We start from the raw sequence: 24969 nt of genomic DNA, 5'->3' as shown, positions 1-24969 counted from the left end.
TCCCGTCGTAGGCCCGCCTCCCCCTCGGAGGTGGGCCTTTCCGCGTTCCGGGCCGTGCGCGGGAGGCGCCGCGCGCCCGCCGAGACTCCGCCGGCGGAGAAAAGCGGGGTGGATTCCGGCGCCCGGCGCCTCCCGCGTCCCCACTGTGTGCAATGAGGAGAGAATGGCCTCGCTCGCTCCCGCCGACCCCACCGCCGACACGCACCCGTCCGAGGACCAGCTCGGCTTCTTCGGCTTCACGCCGGAGGGGTCGCTGGTGATCACCGTTCCGGAGGACGCCGGCGAGGGGACGAAGACGGTGGTGGTCCCCGTCGGATTCCCCGACTTCCGCTTCCCCGAGACCCCCGCGCCCGAGGGCGGCCCCCGCGCCCGGGTACGCGCCAACCTGGCGGCGGTCCGGCTCCTCCACGTCCTGCGGGACGAGGCGCGCGAGCCCACGCGCGAGGAGCAGGAGGTCCTGGCCCGCTACATCGGCTGGGGGCCGTTCCCCGGCGTCTTCGTGGACGACCACCCGGAGTGGGGGCGCTTCGGGCGCGAGCTGAAGGAGCTGCTCACGCCGGAGGAGTGGCGCGCCGCACAGGCGAGCACCCCCAACGCGAACCACACCCCCGCCGCCCTGGTGCGCGGGATCTACGCCCTTCTCGCGCGGCTGGGGATCGAAGGGCCGGCGTGGGACGGGCTGCAGGCGCTGGAGCCGGGGATGGGCTCGGGGGCGTTCCTGGGGTACGGCCCGCCGCCGGAGTCGGGGGTGCGCTGGACCGGCGTCGAGCTGGAGCCGCTGGCCGGCGCCGTGGCGCGGGCGCTCTACCCGTCCGCCGACATCCGGGTCTGCGGCTTCGAGCACGCGGTCCTCCCGCGCGACGCCTACGACCTCGTCCTCGGGAACGTGCCCTTCGGCAACTATCCAGTGCACGACCCCGTCCACAACCCGCGCCTCTTCACCATCCACAACTACTTCATCGCCAAGAGCGTGGCGCTCACCCGCCCCGGCGGGATCGTCGCGCTGGTCACCAGCCGCTACACCCTGGACGCGCTCGACCCCGCGGTGCGCGCCCACCTGGCCGAGCGCGCCGACCTGGTGGCGGCGGTGCGGCTCCCGGAGAGCGCCTTCCGCGGCCGCGCCGTGCAGCGGGTCACCACCGACCTGCTGATCCTGCGGCGCCGGAAGGCCGGCGAGCCGGCGGAGGGGCCGGCGTGGCTGGAGAGCGTGGAGGTGGAGACCCCGGACGGCCCGGCCCGGGTCAACGAGTACTTCGCCGCCCGCCCCGAGATGATGGCCGGGCACCTCCGACTCACCGGGAAGAGCCAGTTCCGGGAGTGCGAGCCCGCGGTGGTCCTCGCCCCGGGCGCCACGCTGGAGGGCGAGCTCGCGCGGATCGCGGCGCTGCTGCCGGAGGACGTGTACCAGCCCCGGCGCGTGGCCGGCGCGATCGACTTCGCCGACGCGGCCGCGGCGGCGGGGCTCGCCGACGGGGCGTTCAAGGTGGTGCGCGGGCGCCTGCGCCGCTGGCGGGAGGGCCGCTGGGTCTTCCACGGGCTTCGCCACGAGCGCGACGTCTACAAGGTGGTCGCCCTCTGCGCGATCCGCGACGCGCAGCGCGAGGTGCTGCGCACGCAGAACCAGGAGTGCGCCGAGGAGGAGCAGGAGGCCGCGCGCCGCGAGCTGAACCGCGCCTACGACGCGTTCGTCCGCCAGTACGGGCCCGTGAACCTGGAGAAGCGGATCGAGGACGCGGCCGGCAACGTGATCGTCCGCCGCCCCAACCTCGACGCGTTCCGGGACGACCCGTACGCGATGAACGTCGCCGCGCTGGAGCACTACGACGCCGAGGCCGGCACGGTGCGCAAGGCGGCGATCTTCACCCAGCGGGTGGTGCGGCCGTTCGCGTTCGTGGAGGAGGCGTCCTCGGCCGAGGAGGCGCTCCTGCTGTCGCTCGACCGCGCGGCCCGCGTGGACCTGCCGCTGATCGCGCGGCTCTGGGGGCGCACCGAGGAGGAGGTCGTCGCGGAGCTGGAGGGCCGCATCTTCCTGAACCCCGCGACCGCCGCGTGGGAGACGGACGACGAGTACCTCTCCGGGCGTGTGCGCCGGAAGCTCCGCGAGGCGCGCGAGGCGGCGGAGCACGACCCGCGCTTCCGCATCAACGTCCACGCGCTGGAGATGGTGCAGCCGGCGGACGTGGGGCCCTCCGAGATCGCGGTCGCCCTCGGCGCCACCTGGATCGAGCGCGCGGCCTACCGGCAGTTCGTGCTCGACCTGATGGAGCTGGAGGCGGGCGCCGACGTGCAGTTCGCGCACGTCGAGAAGGAGGCGCTCTGGGCCGTGCGCGCCTCGCGGGAGCTGCGCGACTCGGTGCGCGCCCGCAAGGTCTGGGGGACCGCGCGCGCGAGCGCCTACCGGCTCCTGGAGGACCTGCTCAACCAGCGCGCCACGGTGATCTACGACACCGTGGAGGAGGACGGGAAGGAGAAGACCGTCCGCAACGCCGACGCCACGCTGGAGGCGCAGGAGAAGGCGCAGCAGATCGCCGACGAGTTCACGCGCTGGGCGTGGGCCGACCCCGACCGCGCCGACTACCTGGTGCGGCGCTACAACGAGTGCTTCAACGACGTGCGGCTGCGCGACTACGACGGCAGCCACATGACGTTCCCCGGCCTCTCCTCCGCGCTCGTCCCCGACCCCCACCAGAAGAACGTCGCCTGGCAGATCGTCTCCCACGGCAACGCCGGGATGGCGCACGTGGTGGGCGCGGGGAAGACGCTCGCCGCGATCCTGGCCAGCATGCGCATGCGGCAGCTCGGCATCTGCTCCAAGCCGCTGCACGCCACCATGAACCACATGCTGGAGCAGTACTCGCGCGAGTTCCTGCAGGCGTACCCCGAGGCGCGCCTCCTCACCGCGCACGTGGAGGACGTGAGCAGCAAGGAGAAGCGCCGGCTCTTCTTCGCCCGGGCGGCCAGCGGCGAGTACGACGCGATCATCGTCACCCACTCCGCCTTCGAGCGGCTGGGGATGTCGAAGGCGTTCGAGATCCGCTTCCTGGAGGCGGAGGTCGCGGCGTTCGAGGAGCTGCTGCAGGAGGCGATCGTCGAGGAGGGCGAGCGGAGCCTCACCGTAAAGCAGATCCAGGTGGTGCTCCGCCAGTACGAGGCGCGGCTCAAGGCCGTCTCCCACCACGGCGGGAAGGACGAGAACCTGACCTTCGAGGAACTCGGCGTCGACTGGCTCTTCGTCGACGAGATCCACCTCTACAAGAACGCCGCGACCCGGACCAAGATCGCGGGGATGCCGCGGGCGGCGAAGCCGTCCAAGCGCTCCTCCGACCTGATGATGAAGTGCGCCTGGCTGGAGTCGCTCCGGCCCGGGCGCGGCGTGGTGGGGATGACCGGGACGCTGATCTCCAACACCATCGCCGAGCTGCACGTCCACCTGCGCTACATGGCGCCGGACCTCCTGCGCGAGTACGGGATCGAGCACTTCGACGCCTTCGCGGCCAACTTCATCCGCCGCACCTGGCAGCTGGAGCCGAGCCCGGATGGCGGCGGCTTCCGGATGCGCGAGCGCTTCCACTTCACCAACGTCCCCGAGCTGCTGGGGATCATCACGCAGCGCATCGACATCCAGCTCGCCGAGTCGCTCTACGACCCGCCGCCGGCGGCCGCCGAGGCGCAGGAGCAGGCGCCCGAGCCCGAGCTCTCTCCGCCGCCGTCGATGCAGGAGTCGGCCTGGCCGCGCATCCGGGTGCGGGAGCGCGGGCCGAAGCGGCTCCTCCAGCTGCCCCGGCCGAAGCTCTTCGGCGGGCGCCCCGAGGTGGTCACCGCCCAGCCCTCGGACGAGCTACTGGAGTACACCGAGACGCTGGTGGAGCGCGCCGAGCGGATCCGCGACCCGGACGAGTACGTCGACCCGCGCGTCGACAACATGCTCCTGGTCACCAACGACGGCCGCAAGGCCGCGCTGGACATGCGGCTGATCGACCTGCGGCTCCCCGACCACCCGGGCTCGAAGGTGAACCTGCTGGTGGAGGACGTCTTCCGCCGCTGGGAGGAGACGCAGCGCGACCGGGCCACCCAGCTCGTCTTCTGCGACCTCTCCGTCCCGCGCTACGACGGATCGTTCAGCGTCTACAACGACGTCCGCGACAAGCTGCTCGCGCGCGGGGTGCCGGCGCACGAGATCGCCTTTATGCAGGAGGCCAACAACTCGCGGAAGAAGGCGGCGCTGCAGGCGGCGATCCGCGCGGGGCTGGTGCGCGTGACGCTCGGGAGCACCGTGAACATGGGCACCGGCACCAACGTCCAGGACCGCATCCTCGCCATCCACCACCTCGACGCGCCCTACCGGCCCAGCGACGTGGAGCAGCGCGACGGGCGCGGGGCGCGGCGCGGAAACATCTGGCCGTACCTCTGGATCCGGCGCTACGTTACCGAGCGCTCCTTCGACCTCTACGTCTGGAATCTCCTGCACTACAAGCTGGAGATGATCAACCGCGTGATGATGGGTGACCCCAGCATCCGCGAGATCGCCGACAACGACAGCGTGACGCTGAGCTACGCGGAGGTGAAGGCGCTGGCGGCCGGGAACCCGATGATCTTGGAGAAGGCGAACGCCGAGGCCGAGATCGCGCGGCTCAAGCGCGCCCGGAGCGCGTTCCTGGACCGGCAGATCCGCGCCCGCGCCGAGCGGCAGGACTTCCCGCGCCGGCTGGAGCAGGCGGAGGCCATGCTGGCCGCCACGCGCGCCGACCTGGCGCGCCGGGAGGGGACGGCCGGGGAGGCGTTCCGGATCACCGTCGCCGGCCAGCTCTACACCAAGCGGCCGGAGGGCGGCGCCGCCCTCCGCCGCTTCGTGGAGGAGGCGTGCCACGCCTCGCGCGGGCGCGAGACGGTCGCCGTGGGGAGCTTCGCGGGCTTCGAGCTGCTGGCGGCGGTGCACCCGCGCATGGACACGGCGCTGATCCTGCGCGGCGCGCGGACCTACGAGCAGGACGTGCAGCTCTTCCAGTCGCCGGTGCACCTGGTGCAGAGCCTGGAAGCGGTGCCGCGGCGGCTGGACGGGATCGCGGAGAGCTACGAGCACCAGGTCGCCTACCTGCGCACGCAGGCCGCGCAGCTGGAGGGGATCACGGACGAGCCGTTCCCGCAGGAGGAGAAGCTGAATGCCCTGGTGGCGCGGCTGCGCGAGATCGAGCGGGCGCTGCGGATGAACGAGCCCGGCGAGCGCCAGGACCTGGGCGCGCTGGAGGTGGCCACCGTGGAGGAGGAGCCGGAGGAGGTCTCCGACGACGCCGAGGCGGTGGCGATGGCGGCGTAGCGCATCGGAAAACCACAGGCGGGCGGGGCGGTGCGCCCCGCCCGCGCGGAGGGAGCATGAGCGGCGGTTCGGGGAAGAAACGAGTAAAGCCGGAGCCCCGGCACGAGCACACGCTGGGCGACCGGCTGGCGTGGTCGGACGGCCCCGGCCGGGAGGCGGGCGAGGGCGTGGTGATCGAGCTGCTCCCGCCCACGAAGGCGGACCGGCAGCCGCGCTACCGTCTCGCCGTCTTCCGGGATGGGAAGCAGTCGGACGACGAGCTCGTGCTGCCGCAGGGGGTCGTGTACGCTGTGCCGCGCTGGGAGAAGGACATGGGCCGCGAGGAGCGGCTGCGGCACCACCGGGGCTCGACCCTGCCGTGGAACGAAGAGATCCCGGGGGAGTGAGCGGATGAAGCTGATCGTCGGGACGGACGAGATCGCCTCGGGTACGCAGCAGGTGGACGGGTACGCTTACGTCATCCTTCCCGAGATCGCGGCGACCGCGCTGGAGGCCGAGACCAAGCGAATCCTGGCGAAACACGGCCTCGCTGTGTTTCACGCCCGGAAGTTCGCTCCCGCTCACGCCCCCGCCTACGCGGAGTTCCTGTCCGCGGTGCGCGACGCGGTGCTGGACAACGCCCCGTCTAGGATCACCCTTGTCCTCCACAGCGCAGGCGAACGCGACCGGATCACCTCCGCAATCACCGGTTTGATGGAGGCGGCGTATATCGGGAATCAGCAGCACGACCGGAGGCTGTTGGAGACGTCCAAGCTCTTCGGCCCGCAGCTGGTCGCGTTCCAGCGTGTAATGGACGGGATCGCTCCCGGATCCGTGGCCGATTTCGAGGTCGACAGCGACGACCGTAGGGAGTTGCTCGCCAAGCTGGCAGGCTCCGGTCCGGCCGCACGGCTCTCCGCGGCTGTGCTTCTCCGGGCGTTCTACAACGGCTTCCGGAACCTTCATCACCCGGGCGCTCCGGTGATGGACGAGCTCCGGGTGTTGCCGGACGAGCAGTCCGCGATGGTGCAGGCGGCCGATGTCATCGGGAACTTCGCCCTGGCGCACGGCTTTGTCTGCCTGGGCGTTAAGTCGGTCAACCGGACCACCCGAGCGTCACTCCTGGAATCCGTCCTCGATCTTGACGGAGCGTGTGATTTCTTCCACAGGAACGTGAATTTGCGGGGCGATGACCTAGTGCTGAAACAGGAGGGAGCGATGCGCCTGGACATCGGCGGTTCGTGACGTCGCATCGCTGATCCGGTGCGGCGATAGACGCGGAGCGCTGGCGAGGCCACCCGGATACCCGGGCGCCCGGCCCGGCGGCCCCCCGGCACCCGGGGTACCAGTGCGGGAGAGAGACAGCCCACCTCCTCCCGCACCCGCATGAGAATCCCCATCGTCAACCGCAAGGGCGGCGTCGCAAAGAGCACCACCACCATCAACCTCGGAGCCGCGCTGGCCCAGGCCGGCGAGATCGGGATCGCGTCGCGCTCCTTCCGCACGCTGATCATCGACATGGATCCCCAGGCGAGCACGTCATTCGCGCTCACCCTGGGCGCCGAGGACGATGGGCCCAATCTCGGCGGCGTCCTGCTGGAGGGGATGCACATCGAGGAGGCCATCCGCCCGACCACCACCCCCAACCTCCACCTCATCACCGCCTGTGAGGCGCTCGGCGACGAGGACGAGCTGATCCGCCTGGCCCGCGTCCCCGGTTTCCGCACCCGGCTCCGCGACGCGCTCGCGATGCTGGAGACGCCGTTCGACGTCGTCCTCTTCGACTGCCCGCCGGGGATCGGCCTGCCCATGACGCTCGCCATGATCGCGGGCGACCGCTTCATCATCCCGACCAAGCTCGAGCGCTTTTCCCTTCACGGCACCGGGCGGCTCTTCCGCTTCATGGAACGCCTGATCGCACTGCGCGCGACCAGCGCCGAGCCGATGGCCGACATCATGGGCGTGCTGCTCACCGACCTGAACTACCAGTTCGTAGACACCCAGGAGCGGGAGGCCGAGATCCGCGCCGACTACGGCACCGCGGTGTTCGAGACCGTGATCCGCCGGAACGTCACCATCGAGCGGGCGCAAGACCACTTCCGCACCATCTTCCAGGAAGACCCGCGGCTGCGCTCCACCGGAGCCCAGTGCTACCGCGACCTGGCCGCCGAGGTGCTGCTGCGGGGCGTCGAGTGGGGCCGCGTAGACGCGCGGGAGCTCGCGGCCGACGTGCGCCTGCGCGGCGTGCGCCTGGGCTTCCTCCCCGCACCCGTGACCGCGTCCGCCGCGTAGGACCATGTCCGACGAAGCGCTCCCCCGTCGCGGCCTGGAGCCCGTTCCCGGCCGCGTGCCGCGCCTGCCGGGGGTGGCACGCCCGTCCGACACCGCGGTAGCCCGGCTACCTGCGGCTCCGCCGCGCGAGGTCCGGCCGAAGCCCGCGGCCGAAGCGGCGCCGGCCGACGGGCGGTCCTTCCGCCCCCGGGAGTTCCAGCTCGATAAAGAGCCGCGGGACTACCTCGACACCACGGCGTTCGCGATCCGCCTGCGCACCGAGACGACCTTCGACCGCAGCGCGCTCGTGCGCGGCCTGGTGAAGGCCGTGCTGCGCAGTGGGCTGGACGTGGCGGGTCTCTGCGACTCGGAGGATGAAGTAACGGAGTACCTGCTGCGCTTCCTGCCGGCGAGGACGACGTGAGCGGCACGCCCGCCATGGTGGTCGAGGAGCCACCGGCCGATCCCTGCGGGAGCTGCACCCAAGGCCGGATGGGCACTTGGACCGCCGTCCGCGCGGGGACCGCACCGGTGATGGTTGGCGAGCTCGCGCTGGCGGGCCGCGTCTGCGACCGGTGCCGCTCGGTGGAGTTCCGGTCGCACCGGCCTGCACCCGCGAGCCCGCGGGCGGCGGCGCCCGGACGGCGGCACTCGTCCGGCGGGGAGCTGCTGGACGGCTTCGTCCGCAACCTCCGTGCGGCGCTCGGCGAGCTGTGGAGGTCCCTCTCGTGCCGGCCGAGGAGCGGACGCGGCGGCCAGTAGCCGGGAACAGCAGGCGGGTGAGGGGTTCAACCCCGGGGGAGAAAAGGAGGCGGGGCTCCGCGTCGGACGGTCCGGCGCGGGGCCTCGCCTTTTTTCCCTGCGCTCCGACGCACCATGCACGGGACCCGCATCATCGCCCTGGTGAACATCGACGCGGCCGGGGGAGTCGACCCGGACCGCCTGGCGCGCGCCCTCACCCTCACCGTCCGCCGTACCGAGCGGGGCCGGTACGCGGTGACCGGCGGCGCCGAACGGCACTTCGTAGACCTGATCGACCCGACGGTGGAGCGCTGCGACTGCGGCGACTTCACCTGGCGCCAGGTGGTGTGCCAGCACCTCCTCGCCTGCCTCCTCGGCGAGGGGGATGAGCGGGTGGTGCACGCGGCCGGCCAGCTGGTCCAGCGGCTCCTCGCCGAGAACGACCGGCTCCGCGCGGAACTGCGCGGCCGCACCATCGTGCTCACGGAGACGCTGAAGCGCCGGGTGGCGGCCGCCACCGCCGTCCCCGTGGACGAGCTGGAGTTCAGGCGCGACCGGGACGGCGAGACGTCGGACGTCACGGTGGTGCGCCGCGGCGCGGGCGAGGTGCTGGGCCGCGTGACCCGGAGCGTCTCCCGCCCGGAGTTCGTCTCCCCCGCCCCGGAGGCCGCGGACGCGACGCGGATCGCCGCGTGATCCGGGCCGCATCCACCCGCCGATGCCAGGCGCCGCGCGGCACCCGGCCGGCGCGCCGCCGTCCGTGCGCCGTGCATCCGGCCTCGCCGCTCGCCTGGCCGGGAGCGGATCCGGCGCGCGGACCCTCGCTCTTCCTCGACCAGCTTGGCCTCTGGGACGCCGCGCTCCCCCACCGCCGGCCAGCCGGACCACCGGACGGGCCGCTCTTCCGTCCCGACGGGTGCATTGTGCGGCGGATCCCGCCGCGCGGCTCCACCGGCGTAATCGGCGAGTTCCTGGCCCGGAACCACTACACGGCCGGGCCCGGCATGCGCGGGCTCCCCTTCGGACTGTACCGCGGCGAGGCCCTGCTCGGCGTCGCCGTCTTCAGCCGCGTGTGCCGGCCCCGGTGGGCCCGCGAGAACTTCGTCCTCCTTCCCGCCGACCGCACCCGCAGCGCGGTTCAGCGGCGGCACCTCACGGTCACGGAGGCCGAATACGCGGCCCTCAGCCGCCTCGCCCTCTCTCCCGCGGACGTCGACCGAGCGCCGCTCGGCAACGGGGCGGCCAGCTGGTTCCTCTGCCGCTGCCTCGCGGGGCTGGAGGCGCGCAACCGCGCGCTCTGGTCCGCGCACCAGCGGCTCCTGCGCGGGGAGGCGCTCGCCCCGGAGCACCTGAGCCTCCTGCGCGAGTCGGCCGGCGCCGACCGCGGGCGCGGGCGCGGCTACATCAAGGGCGTGACCACCTGGGCCGACCCGTACGAGAACATGCTCGGCCGTATCTACCAGATCCTCGCTTTCCACTACACCGGCCGCACGAACGGCGGCCGCTGGACGCGGGAGGCGGTCGGACTGCGGTCGGGGCGGCGGCTGAGCGCCCGCACCGTGGCGAAGGCGCGCGCGCCCGCCCAGCGCGGCCACACCGCCGCAGCGCTCCGCCTGGCGTGGGAGGGCGGGCACGTACGCATCGAGGTGAGGCGCGGTGGGGAGACCGAGGTGCACGACGCCGCGTGGGTGCGGCAGGTGGAGACGCGCCCCGGCGCCACCGAGCCGGAGATCGCGGCGGCGCTGGAGGGAGCGTGGAGCGACTGGCGCAGAGTCCATGCACCACCCGGCACCGCCGTCGCGCTGAGGTGGGAGCCGGAGAGCGGCGTCCGCATGGAATCCTTCCCGCCGAAGCACGCCTACTTCACCGGCCTCGGCTGCTCGGCCTGGTACCGGCGCCAGACCGAGATCCGGCACCGCCCCCTGACCGAGCGGCTGCTGGCGGAGGAGGCCGCGCGCGGCCAGCGTCGGCGGCGGGACCACCGCCGCGACTTCTACCCCACCACGATCCCGCCCGAGGAAATCCGCCCCGAGCTGCGGAGTGGCCGCAGCCACGCCGGGCCGCGCCCGCTCTCTTCCACCGAACCTCTCTGATGCCTGCACGAACGAAACGCCGCCACGCGGCCGAGGAGCGCTGGACGCCCTCGCGCCCGGTGCAGTGGCCCGATACCGGCGACCCTCACCTGGACCTTCTGCGCGCCGCCGTCGAGGCGCGCCTGTACCCGTACGGCGATCTCGTCTCGTCGCCGGGCCGCTACGTCTCCTCCTACCAGATCTCACTCCTCGAGCGCGGGCGCGGGAAAGGGATGGACGATCGGCAGGTCTCCGACTTCCTCTCGGCGAACCTGATGTGCGGTGGCAACTCCGTCTACCGGAATCGCGGCGTCGCCCCGGAGTGGATGGGCACCGTTGTCTTCGCCGGCGGCTGGGATCCACCGGACGCGATGGGCCGCCGCGCCTTCTACTGGACCCTCGCCGTCGAGCCGCGCCCCGGCGATGTTCCCGGGGACTCGAAGGTCAGGTGGGAACGCGGCGCGGTGTGCGACGCCTTCCGATGTGCGTTCGGTGTCCCGGCCCGGGAGCTTCCTCCCGAGGAGCCGGTGAACCGGTGGGAGGACGGCCAGGGAGTCCTTTTCTGATTCCATGATAGGGGTTCAGTCGGCCCCGACGCACATACCGGGGTACCAGCGGAGGTGTTGCTCGACCGCCAACGGCCCTGACCGGGAATGTTGGCGGCTCGAAGGAGTTCCCAACGCGCCAACCTCCACCCGGCCCAAAATCACCTGTTTCTTCCGCTTTCGCGAGCGCCTGACGCCGACTATTTTCGGGGCTTTCCGCGGCGGCCCCTGGCCGCGACCAACCGTCCCCAACGCGGCCCCTCTTCTGACCGCTGATGAACTCCGCAGCGAACCCCGCAACTGCTGTCGATCCTGACGAAGTGCTCAGAGAGCACACCCGTCAGCTGAGCGGGGAGTACCGCGCCCGGCTCGCGGATGCGTACGCCGACCCGCAGGACGCAGCCCGGCGTTTCTACGAGGAGGCATCCCGCGCCGGCCCGGCGGATGCCGCGATCCGCATGCGGGACGACCCGGCGCACTTCGGGCCGTTGAAGGAAGGCGGCGAGGCGGTCGCGCGCCAGGCCGCGGTGCTGGGCGCGAAGGCGTATCACTCCCGCGTCGCCGAGGGCGAGCCCAAGGTCGGCGCCGCCCTGCTCGACCAGGTCCTCACCGACCGGCTGCAGGCGGTCCGCGGGATTGACCGGGAACAGGTCCGCGCGACGTGGGACGCGCTGACCCGGGCGTACGGGCCGGACCAGGCGGCCGGACTCTTCACCCGCCGCTCCCGCGACGTGCTGGGCGAAGGGGTGAGCCCCCCCGAGGCCGAGCAGCTCGCGCGCTTCGCCGCGGCCCGCGACCACCTGCGCGTGCGCGCGGGGCTGGTCCAGCCTCCCGCCGACGAGCGCTCCGCTCCTCTCCCGCGGTCGCTGGAGGAAGCCGCCGGCGACCTCTCGCAGAACCTCCGGGAGCGTCTGCTGGCCGCCTCCGACGGCCTGCGGAAGCGGCTCGCCGGCGCGTACGAGCACCCGCTCGCCGCCGAGGCCCGGCTCCACCAGATGGTGGACGAGCGGGGGATGGACGCCATCGGGTTCGTTCGCCGCGACCCCACGGTCCTGGGGCCGCTGCGCGAGGACCTGCCCGGAGGGGCCGCGCAGGCGCGGGAGCTCGCCAGGTCGGCGACGGACTACGCCAGCACCGCGTACGGATACCACCGCGTCCGCGGGGCGGAGGAGGCCGAGCGGCTCCAGGCGCAGGACGCGCTTGCGGAGGCGCGACTCGGCGCCCGGGACGCTGAGCGCGCGATGGAGGGGATCCAGGCAGCGGTCCAGCTGCGGGGCCCCGAGCTGGAAGCGCACCTGAACCGGCAGAGGGACCGGGGCGTTGGCCACGGCGAGCCTGGCCCGGGCGGCCCCGCCCCGGACGCGCCCGGGCCCCGTCCCGAAGGGAAAGGCCGTGCACCGGGCGGAGTCGAGGACGGGACGCCGGGCGGTGCGAACGGCCCCGTATCCACCGGCGACCCATCGGTCGACGCGGCCGTGCAGGCGCACGTTGAGCTGGAGGAGGCGCGCGAGCTCACGAAGCGGCTCCGCACCCTCCGTGGGGAGCGCCGCAAGGCCGAGGAGAAGCTGGCGGAGCTCAAAGAGCAGGACGACACGCTCGCCCGCGCCCGCCGGGACTTCCGCGCGGTCGCAGCCGAGGTGTACCGCGACCCAGACGGCGCCATCCGCCGGTGGCAGGAGGCCGTCGCGGCCGACGGCCTCGAGCGTGCGCGTGCCCGGCTGCAGAAGGATCCCGCCCTGCTCGGCGAGCTCCGCACCGAAGGTGAGCCGGGACCGTTCCGGCGTGCGGCGCAGGCCGCCGCGCGGGCGTGGCGGGGCTCGGCAGGAGGAGAGGAAGCAGCAGGGGACGACGCGCGCTCGCGGCTCGCGGCTCGCGCAGAGGCGTTCGGGAAGGCGGAGTCAGCGACCCGCCGCGAGGTGGAGTGGACCACCCCCGACGGGGAAAAGGTGGTCGGGCGGGAGAAGGTGCGCGAGGCGGCCCAGGGCGTCTACGAGGGCCGGCAGCGCGAGATCGACGCGGGCGAGAAGCGCCTGAAAGCGCTCGGCGGCGTCGAGGGCGCGGAGAAGGCGGCACAGCAGACGCTGGAGGTGCTCTCGCCCGAGCAGAAGCAGGTGGCCATGCGCCAGATCACCGGGATCACCGGCGCGTCCGCCCTCCACGTCGCGGCGGGGATGGCGCGGGCGACGGTGGAGGCGGCCCGCGTGGCCCGCACGCTGAGGGAAGGGCCGGCCGGGCTCTGACCCCGGCGGCAGAAAAGCGGGAGCGAGGGGCGGCGGGGGAGCCGCCCAACGACACCAGACGAGGGGGAACGTGCAACACCTGTTCGTGGACACGCGCGAAGGTCCGGCATTCGCGAGCATCCCCGCCGACGTCGTCGCCACGCTGGAGTCGGCGGCCGGCGACGAGAGCGAGCTGGAGCGGGGGCTGGAGCTGGCGGGGCTGGTGCTGGTGCGCGCCGGCCGCGAGGGCGGCGAAGCCCTTCTCCGCCACCTGGTGGCGCACGACCCCGGGCTCCTGCTTCGGGCCGACCCCCGGCTCGCCGAAACCCTCGCGCACGAGCCCGAGCTGATCGTCGGGCCGCTTTCCGGCACGTAGGAGACCCAATGGCCACCGAGCCCGACGCCCCGGAGGACATCCTCGGGGAGCTGCCGCCGCTCCCGCCGTTCGACCCGCGCACGTACATGTTCACGACCCGCACGATCGCCGGCGCGCGGACCTTCGCCGACCATCTCCCCAGCCCAGGCGAGGTGTGGGAGCTAGAGGGGAAGTACTACCCGGTAAAGCGCAACTCGGAGGAAGCGGCCTGGCTGCGCGACCACGGGGCGAGCCTCGTCCCGCCCGAGGACGACGCCCTCCACCAGGAGTTCGACCCGTTCCTGGTCGGCCTGCAGCGGGCGGACAAGGACAGAGACGACCTGTAGACGAACCCTTCGGCCCCTCGGCCTGAGCGAGCCCGCACCGGATTCCGGTGCGGGCTCGCTGCGTTTTCGCCGGGGCTGGGGCTGACGCGGCATCCGTGCGCCGGCCGCCCCCGTGGTGAAAGGGATCTTGTCACCCCCAGCCCAGAGAAAAGCCGGCGCGTGTCCGTGGGTTAGCGGGCCTCCGGTCTGCGCCAGCGGATCCCCCGCCTGAACCGCCGTTCTCTAAGCAAGACCTCCGACAGCGGGGGCGGGCGCCCGACCGGGCGCCCGCCCCCTTCGCGTTTCCTCCCCACCTCTCCCCGGTCCCGTGATCGCCATCGCCGACAGGAGCGCGCCCGGGGGGCTGCGCCCGCCGGGGCCTCGTGCGCCCGACCGCGCCGCGGCGGGCGCCCAGCGGCCCGGACACGTCTCGGGGTGGATGGACCGGATCGTCGGTCCCTACGACCGGCACGGCGTCCGTCGCGTGCTCCTCCTCTGCGACCTGTTCTGCGGCGCCGGCGGCTTCACCAGCGGGGCGATGCGCGCGCTCCGGGAGCTGGGGCTGGAGGCGGTGATGGCCGCCGTCAACCACTGGCCCGTCGCCATCGCCACGCACCGGCTCAACCACCCCCACGTCCGCCACTACATCGAGGACGTACGGGCGGCGAACCCGGTGGACATCGTCCCGGAGCGCTACCTGGACGTGCTGCTCTGCAGCCCCAGCTGCGTGTTCTTCTCGCGGGCGCGCGGGGGGCGGCCGAACAGCGATCAGAAGCGGATGGACCCCGAGGCCATCATCCGCTGGATCGACGAGATCGACGTCCGCGTCCTGATCTGCGAGAACGTCCCGGAGTTCAAAGACTGGTGCCGGATCGACCCCAAGACCGACCGCCCCATGAAGGGGCGCAAGGGCGAGTACTTCCGCCGCTGGATCCGCAAGATCGAGCAGCGCGGCTACCGGGTCGAGTGGCGCATCCTCACCTGCGCCGACTACGGCGACCCGACCAGCCGGCAGCGCTGGTTCATGATCGCGCGCAAGGACGGCGTCGCGATCAAGTGGCCCCAGGCGACCCACTCGAAGCACGGCGGCGTGGACGCCCATGGGCGCATGCTCCCGAAGTGGCGCGGGGCCGCGGAGATCATCGACTGGAGCGACCGCGGCACCTCCATCTTCAACCGCCGCCCGCGCCGGAAAGGCTACAAGGCGCCCAGGGGGAGCCGGCAGCTCCGCGCGCTCGCGGTGAACACCCTCCGGCGCGTCCGGGCGGGGACCGACCGCTTCACGGGCCCGTGGCGCCACGCGTTCGCGGCGGCCATCGAGGAGGAGATGGAGCTGGTGCGGCTGGACGAGGCCGGGGTGGACCGGCCCGACCGCCGCGCGCTCCTCTGCTTCCGCTGGACGGAGGACGGCGCGGTGCGCGTCGATCCGGCCGAAGCGAAGGTCGTCTTCCATCCGGGCGAGCTCCTCCACCTCCCGGACGGCTCGGCGGAGCTCGTCGCGCCGGCGGCGGCGCCGGACCCGTACCTGGTGATGCTGTACGGGACCAACACCTTCCGCCCGGTCGCCGCCCCGGCGCCCACCGTGACCGCCGGCGGGCTGCACGTCGCACTCTCGCGGGCCAGCGTCCGGGACCGAGGGTGGTTCTCGTACACCTGCGCGAACCGCACCCAGAACGCACCCCGCGACGTCCACCAGCCGCTCGCGCCCGTGCTGACCGGCACCGGTGGCGGGCTCTGGCTCGCCCGGCCCGGGGTGCAGGCGTACGTGCTCTCGCAGCAGTCCTGCGGCGCCCCGCGGCCGACCACGCAGCCGATCCCCGCAGTGGCCACCGCGGGCGCGATCTCGCTCGCCGTCCCCGTTCTCGCGTCCCGTGCCGGCGGCCCGGCGCTCCGGCAGTACCTCGTCGCCGTCAACCACGGCGACGGCCCGAGCGGCAACAACGGCCGGCGGGTGCGCGACGTGGGCGAGCCACTGCAGGGCCTCACCGCCACGCGCGGGCTCGCCCTGCTCGATCCCGCCGTCCGCGGCGCGCACGTCCACGACGCGGTGCAGGGGTACGTCGCGGCCTTCTTCGGGAGCAACGTCGGGCGCCGGAACGCGGCCGCCGCGCTCCGCTCGCCGCTCGGGGCCGTCACCACCAAGGCGCGCTACGGTTTCTGCCTGCCGGCGATCACACCGTACCTGGTGCCGCAGTTCGGGGAGCGGCCGGGCCAGGCGCCACGCGTCCACCGGATCGACCTCCCTGCGCCCGCGGTGACCAGTCACGGCGCCGGCGCGCTCGTCGTCCCCGTGATGGTCCGCTTCGACAACGCGGGCGCGGGGGGCGCGTGCGTGCGCGGGACGGGGGACCCGCTGTGGACCGTGACCGGCAAGACCGGCTGTGGGATAGCGGAGTCCTACATCATCTCCCCGCGCCACAGCCGCATGGGCGGCGGCCCGGCCCCGCGGCACGTGGGGCTCCCCATCCCCACGCTCACCGGCGGCGGCTCGCAGGTGGGCGTGGTGAGCGCCAGCGCGGGCGACCAGCTCAGCCTCCTCGGCCCGGGAGCGGATGCGGCCGCGCAGGGCGCGCTCGAGCTGCCGCTCGCGGAGGCGAGGCCGGCCGTCGCCGACCGGATCGATCTCGGCGGCGGGCGGATAATCTGGGTGGACGGAGTCCTGGTGCAGATCGACGTCGCCTTCCGCATGCTCCGCAACCGGGAGCTGGCACGCTCCCACTCGTTCGACGACGAGGAGACGACGTACGAGTTCGTGGGGACCGAGGCCGAGCAGACCCGCCAAGTCGGCAACTCGGTCCCGGTATCCACCGCGCGGGCGCTCGTCCTCTCGCAGATCCGCAACATCCCCGGCGTCGTCCCGCTGGCGGCCGCGCGGAGCGCCCGCGCGCCCCGCCCTGCGCCGGTGTTCACCCCCGAGTACCGCATCGCCGCATGAATCCGCCGACCCCCGCCGGGCCCGTGCTCCCCCCGTTCTGCACTCTGGGCCCGGACCTGCTCCCCCAGGCTCCGGCGCCCGGAACCCCGGAGAGCGAGGCGCTGGCGGCCTGGGAGGTCATGACCGGCGCGCGGGTGTCCCGCAGCGCGGGCTCGGGCCGCATGTCCCTCCTCGGCCGGTACCGGGGCGAAGGCGGAGACCTCGACCGGGAGCGGATCCTCTGGATCGCCCTGCACCCGTTCGAGGGTGCGGAGGAGCGCTGGGCGTGCCGCCGCGCCCACTGGCCGGCGATGTCCGACGCGCAGCTCGCCGCGGCGATCGTGCAGGAGATGGGCGGGCCGGCCGGAGAGCCCGACGAGATGACGACGCTCGGCTTCTGGCGGGGTAATGTGGGCTTCCACTTCGACTCCCGCGGCCCGTCGCTCGTGATCACCGAGCTTCCCGGCCCTCGCCAGCGCAGGATCGGCCGGGCCGCATTGCTGGCCGAAGCGCGGCGCCTCCTGGGGGTGCGGCCCGGAACCGGTACCCCTCCGGAAACACCGGCCACGGACGGGAATCGGCCGCCTTCCGACCTGCCGCCGACGGACACGGATCCACCTCTCCAGCTCAGTCTCCTCTGAGCTGAAAGCGGGCGATTGGCCCGCTGGTGGAAGCGCCCGCCCTCAGAACCGCCCTTTCCGGGGCGGGGTACCACAGGTGCGGCCACCCGCGCGCTCGCGGGGCCCGCGCTCCGTCTTTCCGGACCGCGCTCTCCTTCCGTTCACGGCAGGCACGGTCCGCATGGATGGCACCCCGATCCCCTTCCTCCAGGACACCCCTGCGTCCGGGCCCGGGGAGACGCCGTCCGCCCCCGCCCTCACTCCCGCGGAGCGCAACCGCCGCGCCCGCGAGATGGCCGCCGAGGTGGACCGCAGGCTGGCGGAGACGCAGCCCGCGCCGCCCCGCCTCGGGCCCGCGCGCGGCGAGCCCCGCGAGCCGGTGCTCGCGGGCTCCATCCCGCTCCCCTACCACTCCGCCCTCCAGGACCCCGCCCGGATCACCGGCTCCCGCCACCGCGAGGTGAAGGACTTCAAGCCGCGCGTGGTGGAGTGCGTGGCCTGCGAGTACCGCAAGCTGGAGAACCGGCTGGGGGACCCGGCAACGCACGGCCTCGACCGCGAGAAGCTCGCGCCCGGCCAGCTCCAGCACTTCGGCCCCGGCGAGCGCAACTACACCGTCTGCCAGACCTGCCACGACGCGAACGGAAAGATCCACCCGAAGCTGTACGCGCTCTTCGCAGAACAGGCCGCGCGGGAGGACCGGCAGCGCACCTTCCGGCACGACCCGGCGTTCGCCGAGATCGCCGAGCGGGTCGCCGAGGTCGACCGCTGGCGCCGGGGCGTCGGGGGCGAGGACCTGGGGAGCGCGCTGGCGGAGTCGCGGGTCGTGGAGGAGGCGCAGCTCGGCGGGGTGGAAGACGACGGCGAGTACGACGGCCTCGAGCTCGACGAGCGCGGCACCCGCCTCTCCGACTTCACCGGCCAAACCCCGGGCGAGGGGCGGTCCCGCCACGGCCGGCCCGACCCCGACTTCGCGAACCACGACGCCCACTACGACCCCGCGCGGATCGGGGCCGACGAGGCCGCCGCCTACCTGGCCGACGAGGAGTGGAACGCCCGGCGGAAGGAGAACTTCCGGGCCGCCTGGGACCGCGCCGGCGAGATCGAGGACCCCGAGCTCCGCCGCCAGACTCGCGCACGTCTGGTGGAGCGGTGGGACCCCCGGATGGCGCTGGTGGGCGAGGACCGGATGGTGGAGGTCAGCCACTTCGCCGAGCCCCGTCCGCGACTCTCGCCCTACGCCCGCTCGGCCGCGCACTCCGGCGTCGACGAGGGCTTCTCCGCCGAGCCCGAGTGGAGGAAGAGCGCTCTCGCCCGCCACGAGGCGGCGGTGGAGCGCTTCCTCGGCGAGGTGCGCGCGAAGCTCGCCGCGCAGGGGATCCCGGCCGAGAAGATCCGGGAGCTGACCTCGCTCCCCGACCTGAACCCGGGCCGCGAGATCGGGAAGTTCATCCCCGAGCGGCCGCTCCACGAGCGGATCGAGGCCGCGCGCGGGCCGAAGGAGGTGTTCCTCCCGACCGCCGCCGAGCTGGACGCGGTGGTCCGCGAGGGCGAGGTGCGACGCTCCGTGCTGTACGACGTGAACCATCTCGGCAACCTGGAGGCGGCGCGCGGGAGCGTGGATGCCGAGTCGTTCCTGGCGATGGCCCGCCGCGTCCAGGAGCACGACCAGCTGCAGGCGCGTGTGCGGGAGGCGGACGAGATGCGCGAGTCGGTGCGAAAGTGGGCCGGCGCGCTGCAGCGGGCGGACCAGGAGATCCGCGGCGCCACCGACGGCTTCGCTAAGGAGATCCGCGCGAGCTTCCGCGACCCCAAAGCCTTCCAGGCGGCCTTCACGCAGCTCACCGACGAGCAGAAGCGCGACGCGCTGCGTGTGCTGCGCGAGCGGCCGGGCGACTTCGCGCGCGAGTTCGCGACCCGCTACGGGCGCGACTTCGGGGACGCCGGCGAGCTCGCCGGCACCGGCCGTGGCGTGGGCGCGGTGAGCGCGATGGAGCGCGCGGGGGTCCTGACGGCGTCCGCCGGCGAGCGCTACCTGGACGCGATCCGCTCTCGGAGCATCACCCGCGCGCACGCGGCGAGGCACCTCGGCCTGGACGCGGGCGCGTCGCTCAAGGAGGTCGGGGCCGCGTGCGCCGCCCGGCTTGCCGAGGCAGGCGAGCAGAAGGCCGCCGCGATCCGGGACCGCGAGGCGCTGGGCAAGGTCCCCACGCCGAAGGAGTTGGAGCGCGCCTTCACCGGTCTGCACCAGCAGGACCGCCGCGTGGTGATGCGGCAGATCCCCGGCCTCACCGCGCTCATGGAGGACCAAGGGCGCGCGCTCGCCCGCTCCGGCCCCTCGCTCTGACTCTGTCCGCGGGCCGCGCCCGCCCCACCCGACCCGTTATGACCGCCGAGACCGCCCCCGCCCCTTCACCCCTCGCCGCCGCGCCCGCCGCCCTGGACGCGGCGCTCGCGCATCTGCGCGATCACCTGCGCCGCTTCGGGAGCACGCACGGCTTCCTGCGGGGGCACCTCTGCCCCTGCGGCCTGCCCGGGTGCCCCGAGGCGCACGTCGACACCATGAGCCTGGTCTCCATGCTCCGCGCCGTCGCGACCGAGTGGCGCGGCCGCCCGGAGCCGCGCCGGGAGCCGCTCCTCCGCCAGCGGCTCCTCGCCTTCGCGCGGACGTTCCGGGTACTGGAGTGCCCGTGCGGCGAGCCGGACTGCCCGACGGTGACCGCCCAAGACGCCGACACCCGCACGCTGCTGCGCGTGGTGGCGGACGTCTGGCACGGGCGCGCCGGGAACCGGGTCGACGTCGCCGACACCGAGGACGTGCGGTGGCCGGCGCGCGCCGCGGAGGTGGTCGACTCGCTGGGCGACCGCTACGCCCGGAACGTCGCCGCGCTCACCGCGCTCGCGCTCCGGCTGGACCCGGCCGGCGCCGAGTCGTTCCGCGTCGTCCCGGCGGAGGCGCGGCGCCGCGAGGGCGGGGCGTGGCTCGCCGAGGCCCGGGCGATGGCGGCGGAGGCGATCGCCACGTGGCTCCCAGCCCCCGACACGGTCGCCGAGGCGCGGCGGGTGACCGACAGCGCCCTCGCCGTCGCCTTCCACGGGGGGTGGACCACGGGTGAGGCCGCCGACTTCGAGCGGGCGGCGGCGGATGCCTGCTCGGCCGTGCTCACCCTCGGGATCGTGCACGCGTCCGTGTCGGAGGCGCTCTTCGCCCCCTTCGCGGGCGTGGTGACCCTGGCGGACCTCGACACCGCCGTGGAGGCACTGCTGCGCGCCGACCAAACGGCCACCGCGGCCTGAGCGCTGCCCGCCGGCCGACCGGCTGCGCACCTGCTGCTCCCGGCCCGCGCCTCGTTCCCAGGCGCGGGCCGGTCGTGTTGGGGGAGGGGGAGGAGCAACCCCGGCGGTGAAAAGCTGGGGTGATGCCGCGGCTCCGACCGCGGCGCGCCGGCCGGGGATCGGTGCCGGCCGGCGCGAGGACCACGCTTGCGAGAGGAGCCACCGATGATCTGCACCGCCTCCGTCCCGGCCGCCGCCGGGGCCGCCCCGGGTCGCGATCCGCGGGCACTCAGGGTCACCGCCGCGGCGCTCTCCGCCTACGAGGGCATCGAGCCCCGCGCGGCCAACGGCAGCGATCCCCTGGCCGACTTCCTGGCCGTCGAGCTCTACCGCGGCAGCGCGGGCGAGACGGAGTCGGCGCGCTTCGAGCGCGCGGCCCGCCAGGTAGACACCGCAATCGCGTCGCTCCAGCACGTGAGCGAGCAGCTCCACGAGCGCGCCAGCACCAGCGCGTGCCTGCCGCTTCCGCTCGGGCCCGCCAGCACGGCGGCGGAGACGCCCCTCGCCGCGAGCTGAGCTTTCCCCCAGCCCGAGGAGCACGATGCAGGAGAGCACGAGTGCCGGCCCCGCCTGGCACGGCCCGGCCGAGTACTGGGGGAAGGCGGAGGTGACCCGCGTGGGGACCAGCGCGGTGGTGACGCCCTGGCGGCTCGGCGAGCCCGGATGCGACCGGGAGCACGGCGAGCCCGTCACGCTCCCGGACGTCTTCCGCGTCCGCATCGATCCCGAGGGGACCTGGGTCTCCTTCGTAGACCACCGCGCGGCCGTCGCCGACGTCCTGCGCATCGCCAGCCTGCAGGGCGACCCGGAGCGCTGGTCCCTGGTCCACCACGGCGGGGAGTCCTGGGGCCTGGGGCTCGCCGCCGGCGTCCGCCTCTTCCTCTGCGTGTAGGCCCGCGGCCGCCCCCATCCATCCCCACGACCGAGGAAACCGTTCCGGTCCCCTCGCCGCGTATTCAGGAACCCGACCATGCCCGACTTCTCCCGCCCCTGGTGCTACTCCATCGAGGAGAACAGCCGAGACGAGCACGGCTACATCCCCGTCGTGGTCTTCGAGGACGAGTCCGGCTTCTATCCCCTGGCCGGCAACGGCCCGTGCGCCCAGCCGTGGTACTGGGGGCAGACCCGCGAGGAGGCGGACGCGATCTGCGCGGAGGCGAACACCCGCCTCGGGATCACCCCCGAGGAGGCCGCCCGCATCCGCGAGAGCTCGCTCCTCGCCAGCTTCCGCGAGCGCCCGCCCGCCTCCCGATGCGAGTGATCGTCGGGCACACGCGCAGCCGCCGCATGATCGGCCGGCTGAAGCAGCTCGGCTGGGGGCGCTGCATGGTCGACCGCCGGCTCGACCCGTGGCCGCACGAGCCCTGGATGCTGGACAACGGCGTCTACGCGCAGGCCGCCGCGCAGGCGCGCACGCTCGGCTTCGCGTCTGTCGACGCGCTCCTCGCCGGCGGCCGGGCCTCCGAGCTCGAATACGACTACGACACCTGGTACGAGCAGGTGCTGAGCGCCGGCGAGCTCGGCTGGGACCGCCAGCCGGAGATCGTGGTTCTCCCGGACCGCGTCGGCGACGGCGAGCGGAGCCTCGCCACGTCCGTCGAGTGGTACCACCGCTTCTGGGAAGACTTCCGGATGAACGCGGAGGACGCGGTGACCGACGGGGTGGAGTACGACGAGGAGGACGACCCGCTCTCAGAGACTTGGTTCTACCTCGCCGTCCAGCCGGGGATCGAGCCCGGGCACCTGGAGCGCCCGTGCCCCGTCTGCGGCTGGTTCGACGGGCTGCCGACCTGGATGCACTTCCGCGGCATCCTGCTGGGCGGCTCCAGCACCTGGAAGGTCACCCACGCCGCCCGCTGGAAGCGCTGGTGCGAGGCGCGCGGACTGGCGCTCCACTACGCCCGGGCGGGGACGCCGGCGAAGGCGCGCTTCGCCCGGGAGGTGGGCGCCGACTCCCTGGACTCCGCCTTCCCGCTCTGGACCGTCCAGCGCTTCGAGCGCTTCGCCGACGAGATCCGCAACGGGGCCCCGCAGATGGAGCTCTTCGGAGGAGCTGCCACCTCGCTCCCGCCGGCCGAGGTCCCGCCCGCGCCCGGGGGGGAATCCCCGGCTCGCGCGCGCGACGTGACGCTCCCGCCGCTCTTCCTTCCTCCTCCCGATCACCTGATGACCGATCCGCGCAGCTACCGGACCGGGGACGTGCAGTGCCCCGCGCCCGACGACCCGGCGCATCCCGACGCGGCGTCCGCCACGGCGGCCGCCCTAGACCTGTCCCGGCGTGAGCCCGAGCGCTTCGTCGGCGTCTGGGCGCCCGACGGCGAGGGCTCAGCGCTGCTCGCGATCGCGTACGACGGACACCTGTACCGGGGCTGACCGCCATCGCGGCCCCCTACTGGAGCGATCATGCCCCTACCCGAGCAACGCATGCTGCGCCTCGCGCGCAGCGGACGAATCACCGTCCTGGACCCCGCCCGGCGCCCCCTGGCGCACTTCGGCGTGAGCACCCGCACCCGGACCTCCGAGGATCAGCGCCACGCCATCGAGTTCGCGCAGCTGCCGGAGCTCCTCTACCGCGTCGAACAGTTGCTCGGCGAGCTGAACGGGAACGGCTACGCGTCCGCTCTGGTCGAGCGTGTCCGCGAGGCCGCGGCGGCGTGCCAGCCCCCCATCCCACGGTAGCCTTCCTCCCCTGCAGCGCGACGACCCCGCCGGTGAAAAGCGGGTGGCTGGTGAGCCCGGAAGGGGAGCGTCTACGGCCGGAGGAGCGTGCGATCCCAATGATCCCGGAGGGGAGATGGTGCCGAGCGCCGGACGGGCGGACCCGCGGTCCAGCCAGGTGGAACGGGCGAGTCTCGCCGAGGTCCGCAACCCGATCCTGGGGCTGCGGGCCTTCAAGCGCTTGGCGGCGCTGCACCCCGACGTGCTGCAGGTCCTCTGCGAGCTGCTGCACGAGATCCACCTCGAAGCCGCCGAGCGGGCGGAGCACAGCTGGAAGACCCGAAAGGCGCCGATGGCCGTCTACTGGCGCGCGGTCTCCGTCTACGCCGGCCACATCCGGCGCGCGCTCCGCCGCGTCCAGCGCGCTGCGCCCCACCAGCTCGACCTGATCCGCGACGCCGCCTGAGACCTCGTCCGTGAGGGACACAGCGATGAGCGCCACCCCGCCGCCGGCGCTGCTCCTGCTCGGCGCCGCCGCTACGCTCGGGTCGCTCCCCGGGGTCGCGGTGGCGATCGAGCGGATGTGCGAGCTGGCCGAATCCGAAGCGTCCGCGCCCGCCGTGCCCTGCCGGAGAGGCATCCTGCTCCTGCTCCCGCCGGCGGTGAGCGGCGCGATGGCGCGCCTCCTGGAGAGCGCGCACGACGCCGCGGCCGCCGTCGGCCACCGCTTCTGCGACACCCTGCCGCGAGACGGCCCGCCGGGCTCACGGGACGGCCGCGCCGCTCGTCTCCTGCGCGAGGCGGCGAGGGCCACCGCCCGAGGCGAGGCGCCGGCGGTGCTCGCGGAGCTTCGTCGGGCGGCGGAGAACGAGGAAGCCAGCCTCGTGCGCATCGACTCCAGCGCGCTGCCCGACCTCACCGCCTTCTTCTTGGCCGTGCTCGACGCCGCCGCGCACGAGCCCCACGGGCAGGCGTCCCTGTTCGAATGGTGACGCCAGCCCCCCGGCACGCGGCGCTCACTCACCCCGTCCCGGCTTTCCGCCGAACCTCCCACGGTCTGCACGCACCGGATCTCGCTCGACCTCACCACTGCTGATCGAGCGGCTGAGCCTAAAGCCAAACCCTGCCAGGTCGTGGCACCCGCCAGGGCTTCGTTTCTCCTAGCGCTTGGAGCTGGCAATGAAGCACGTCTTCGTCGGACCGGCCCACCGTGTCCAGCTCTCCGTCCATGCAGGCGCCGGTGACCAGAAGAACAAGCTCTTTCGTGTCGACGCGCTGCCGCGAAGCGCCCACAGGTCGACCGCCTACATCCACGGTGACCACCTTTACCGCGGCGCATCCGCGAGCGAGGCTTGGGACGCAGTGCTTCAGCTCGTCCCCACCGCCGAGGCCCCAGCGGCGCTGCGGGCCGAGCTCGCCGCCGGCCGGCCGGAGCTGCCCCTCTGCCCTTACTGCGGCACCGTTGTCCGAGCGCACCACCGCCAGACCCAGGTGCGGTGGCCGGTCGGGGATCCGCGCGCGGAGCTCCGCGCGGCACACGCGGCGTGCGCCGTGGACGAAGTCCACGTCGACTCCCGCTTCCTCTCCACCTGAGACCCCAAATCGCGGAGACGACGTTT

24 protein-coding genes are annotated in these 24969 nt (G+C 73.6%); all 24 read left to right on the top strand.

Features of this window, described 5'->3' with window-relative positions:
- Window positions 1-163: 163 nt before the first annotated feature.
- Window positions 164-5314, top strand: coding sequence for a hypothetical protein (locus VF746_03270; protein ID HEX8691440.1), 5151 nt, complete (start codon window positions 164-166; stop codon window positions 5312-5314).
- Between the two features lie 56 nt (window positions 5315-5370).
- Window positions 5371-5700 (top strand): hypothetical protein, encoded by a 330-nt coding sequence (locus VF746_03265; protein HEX8691439.1) that lies wholly within the window; start codon window positions 5371-5373, stop codon window positions 5698-5700.
- 4 nt (window positions 5701-5704) lie between these two features.
- Window positions 5705-6538 carry a hypothetical protein gene (locus tag VF746_03260; GenBank protein HEX8691438.1) on the top strand — a complete coding sequence of 278 codons (834 nt, stop codon included), beginning with the start codon at window positions 5705-5707 and terminating at the stop codon, window positions 6536-6538.
- A 141-nt stretch (window positions 6539-6679) separates the two neighbouring features.
- Window positions 6680-7585 carry a ParA family protein gene (locus VF746_03255; GenBank protein HEX8691437.1) on the top strand — a complete coding sequence of 302 codons (906 nt, stop codon included), beginning with the start codon at window positions 6680-6682 and terminating at the stop codon, window positions 7583-7585.
- Between the two features lie 4 nt (window positions 7586-7589).
- Entirely contained in the window at window positions 7590-7988 is a 399-nt protein-coding gene (locus VF746_03250; protein HEX8691436.1) for a hypothetical protein, read from the top strand.
- Window positions 7989-8098: 110 nt separating this feature from the next.
- Window positions 8099-8326: a hypothetical protein gene (locus tag VF746_03245; GenBank protein HEX8691435.1), complete on the top strand. Its 228-nt coding sequence runs from the start codon at window positions 8099-8101 to the stop codon at window positions 8324-8326.
- Between the two features lie 114 nt (window positions 8327-8440).
- Complete coding sequence (locus VF746_03240) at window positions 8441-9001, top strand: hypothetical protein (GenBank protein ID HEX8691434.1); 561 nt, start codon at window positions 8441-8443, stop codon at window positions 8999-9001.
- On the top strand, window positions 8998-10398 hold the full coding sequence (locus tag VF746_03235) for a hypothetical protein (protein HEX8691433.1): 1401 nt from the start codon (window positions 8998-9000) through the stop codon (window positions 10396-10398). Before VF746_03240 ends, VF746_03235 begins: the two co-directional genes overlap by 4 nt.
- Window positions 10399-10457: 59 nt before the next feature.
- A complete protein-coding gene (locus VF746_03230; GenBank protein HEX8691432.1) occupies window positions 10458-10943 on the top strand; it encodes a hypothetical protein in 486 nt (161 codons plus the stop codon).
- 437 nt (window positions 10944-11380) lie between these two features.
- On the top strand, window positions 11381-13162 hold the full coding sequence (locus tag VF746_03225) for a hypothetical protein (protein ID HEX8691431.1): 1782 nt from the start codon (window positions 11381-11383) through the stop codon (window positions 13160-13162).
- Between the two features lie 70 nt (window positions 13163-13232).
- Window positions 13233-13517: a hypothetical protein gene (locus VF746_03220; protein ID HEX8691430.1), complete on the top strand. Its 285-nt coding sequence runs from the start codon at window positions 13233-13235 to the stop codon at window positions 13515-13517.
- A gap of 8 nt (window positions 13518-13525) precedes the next feature.
- A complete protein-coding gene (locus tag VF746_03215) occupies window positions 13526-13843 on the top strand; it encodes a hypothetical protein (GenBank protein ID HEX8691429.1) in 318 nt (105 codons plus the stop codon).
- Between the two features lie 307 nt (window positions 13844-14150).
- Window positions 14151-16757, top strand: a complete 2607-nt coding sequence (locus VF746_03210) for a DNA cytosine methyltransferase (GenBank protein HEX8691428.1) — start codon at window positions 14151-14153, stop codon at window positions 16755-16757.
- Window positions 16754-17377: a hypothetical protein gene (locus tag VF746_03205; protein HEX8691427.1), complete on the top strand. Its 624-nt coding sequence runs from the start codon at window positions 16754-16756 to the stop codon at window positions 17375-17377. The genes VF746_03210 and VF746_03205 overlap by 4 nt, the downstream gene beginning before the upstream one ends.
- A gap of 160 nt (window positions 17378-17537) precedes the next feature.
- Window positions 17538-19703 carry a hypothetical protein gene (locus VF746_03200; GenBank protein ID HEX8691426.1) on the top strand — a complete coding sequence of 722 codons (2166 nt, stop codon included), beginning with the start codon at window positions 17538-17540 and terminating at the stop codon, window positions 19701-19703.
- A gap of 38 nt (window positions 19704-19741) precedes the next feature.
- The gene (locus tag VF746_03195; GenBank protein ID HEX8691425.1) at window positions 19742-20653 is read left to right on the top strand and encodes a hypothetical protein; all 912 of its coding nucleotides are present in this window, start codon (window positions 19742-19744) and stop codon (window positions 20651-20653) included.
- A gap of 204 nt (window positions 20654-20857) precedes the next feature.
- Window positions 20858-21208, top strand: coding sequence for a hypothetical protein (locus tag VF746_03190; GenBank protein HEX8691424.1), 351 nt, complete (start codon window positions 20858-20860; stop codon window positions 21206-21208).
- Window positions 21209-21233: 25 nt separating this feature from the next.
- Complete coding sequence (locus tag VF746_03185) at window positions 21234-21584, top strand: hypothetical protein (protein ID HEX8691423.1); 351 nt, start codon at window positions 21234-21236, stop codon at window positions 21582-21584.
- Between the two features lie 78 nt (window positions 21585-21662).
- Window positions 21663-21953 carry a hypothetical protein gene (locus VF746_03180; GenBank protein ID HEX8691422.1) on the top strand — a complete coding sequence of 97 codons (291 nt, stop codon included), beginning with the start codon at window positions 21663-21665 and terminating at the stop codon, window positions 21951-21953.
- Entirely contained in the window at window positions 21944-23065 is a 1122-nt protein-coding gene (locus VF746_03175; protein ID HEX8691421.1) for a hypothetical protein, read from the top strand. The genes VF746_03180 and VF746_03175 overlap by 10 nt, the downstream gene beginning before the upstream one ends.
- 51 nt (window positions 23066-23116) lie before the next feature.
- A complete protein-coding gene (locus VF746_03170; protein HEX8691420.1) occupies window positions 23117-23371 on the top strand; it encodes a hypothetical protein in 255 nt (84 codons plus the stop codon).
- A gap of 115 nt (window positions 23372-23486) precedes the next feature.
- Window positions 23487-23816: a hypothetical protein gene (locus VF746_03165; protein HEX8691419.1), complete on the top strand. Its 330-nt coding sequence runs from the start codon at window positions 23487-23489 to the stop codon at window positions 23814-23816.
- A 25-nt stretch (window positions 23817-23841) separates the two neighbouring features.
- The gene (locus tag VF746_03160) at window positions 23842-24342 is read left to right on the top strand and encodes a hypothetical protein (protein ID HEX8691418.1); all 501 of its coding nucleotides are present in this window, start codon (window positions 23842-23844) and stop codon (window positions 24340-24342) included.
- Window positions 24343-24529: 187 nt separating this feature from the next.
- Complete coding sequence (locus tag VF746_03155) at window positions 24530-24943, top strand: hypothetical protein (protein ID HEX8691417.1); 414 nt, start codon at window positions 24530-24532, stop codon at window positions 24941-24943.
- The last annotated feature ends 26 nt before the right edge of the window (window positions 24944-24969 follow it).

Source organism: Longimicrobium sp. (assembly GCA_036389795.1).
Lineage (GTDB): Bacteria > Gemmatimonadota > Gemmatimonadetes > Longimicrobiales > Longimicrobiaceae > Longimicrobium.
This window is presented reverse-complemented; position numbering and strand designations above follow the sequence as displayed.

What these genes read in the sequence shown, in the direction of transcription:
- VF746_03260 (HEX8691438.1), top strand. Translation starts at nt 5,705, where the DNA reads ATGAAGCTGATCGTCGGGACGGACGAGATCGCCTCGGGTACGCAGCAG.
- VF746_03160 (HEX8691418.1), top strand. Translation starts at nt 23,842, where the DNA reads ATGAGCGCCACCCCGCCGCCGGCGCTGCTCCTGCTCGGCGCCGCCGCT.
- VF746_03170 (HEX8691420.1), top strand. Translation starts at nt 23,117, where the DNA reads ATGCTGCGCCTCGCGCGCAGCGGACGAATCACCGTCCTGGACCCCGCC.
- VF746_03270 (HEX8691440.1), top strand. Translation starts at nt 164, where the DNA reads ATGGCCTCGCTCGCTCCCGCCGACCCCACCGCCGACACGCACCCGTCC.
- VF746_03240 (HEX8691434.1), top strand. Translation starts at nt 8,441, where the DNA reads ATGCACGGGACCCGCATCATCGCCCTGGTGAACATCGACGCGGCCGGG.
- VF746_03195 (HEX8691425.1), top strand. Translation starts at nt 19,742, where the DNA reads ATGACCGCCGAGACCGCCCCCGCCCCTTCACCCCTCGCCGCCGCGCCC.
- VF746_03215 (HEX8691429.1), top strand. Translation starts at nt 13,526, where the DNA reads ATGGCCACCGAGCCCGACGCCCCGGAGGACATCCTCGGGGAGCTGCCG.
- VF746_03165 (HEX8691419.1), top strand. Translation starts at nt 23,487, where the DNA reads ATGGTGCCGAGCGCCGGACGGGCGGACCCGCGGTCCAGCCAGGTGGAA.
- VF746_03205 (HEX8691427.1), top strand. Translation starts at nt 16,754, where the DNA reads ATGAATCCGCCGACCCCCGCCGGGCCCGTGCTCCCCCCGTTCTGCACT.
- VF746_03255 (HEX8691437.1), top strand. Translation starts at nt 6,680, where the DNA reads ATGAGAATCCCCATCGTCAACCGCAAGGGCGGCGTCGCAAAGAGCACC.
- VF746_03245 (HEX8691435.1), top strand. Translation starts at nt 8,099, where the DNA reads ATGGTTGGCGAGCTCGCGCTGGCGGGCCGCGTCTGCGACCGGTGCCGC.
- VF746_03185 (HEX8691423.1), top strand. Translation starts at nt 21,234, where the DNA reads ATGCAGGAGAGCACGAGTGCCGGCCCCGCCTGGCACGGCCCGGCCGAG.
- VF746_03190 (HEX8691424.1), top strand. Translation starts at nt 20,858, where the DNA reads ATGATCTGCACCGCCTCCGTCCCGGCCGCCGCCGGGGCCGCCCCGGGT.
- VF746_03265 (HEX8691439.1), top strand. Translation starts at nt 5,371, where the DNA reads ATGAGCGGCGGTTCGGGGAAGAAACGAGTAAAGCCGGAGCCCCGGCAC.
- VF746_03175 (HEX8691421.1), top strand. Translation starts at nt 21,944, where the DNA reads ATGCGAGTGATCGTCGGGCACACGCGCAGCCGCCGCATGATCGGCCGG.
- VF746_03250 (HEX8691436.1), top strand. Translation starts at nt 7,590, where the DNA reads ATGTCCGACGAAGCGCTCCCCCGTCGCGGCCTGGAGCCCGTTCCCGGC.
- VF746_03155 (HEX8691417.1), top strand. Translation starts at nt 24,530, where the DNA reads ATGAAGCACGTCTTCGTCGGACCGGCCCACCGTGTCCAGCTCTCCGTC.
- VF746_03180 (HEX8691422.1), top strand. Translation starts at nt 21,663, where the DNA reads ATGCCCGACTTCTCCCGCCCCTGGTGCTACTCCATCGAGGAGAACAGC.
- VF746_03225 (HEX8691431.1), top strand. Translation starts at nt 11,381, where the DNA reads ATGCGGGACGACCCGGCGCACTTCGGGCCGTTGAAGGAAGGCGGCGAG.
- VF746_03200 (HEX8691426.1), top strand. Translation starts at nt 17,538, where the DNA reads ATGGATGGCACCCCGATCCCCTTCCTCCAGGACACCCCTGCGTCCGGG.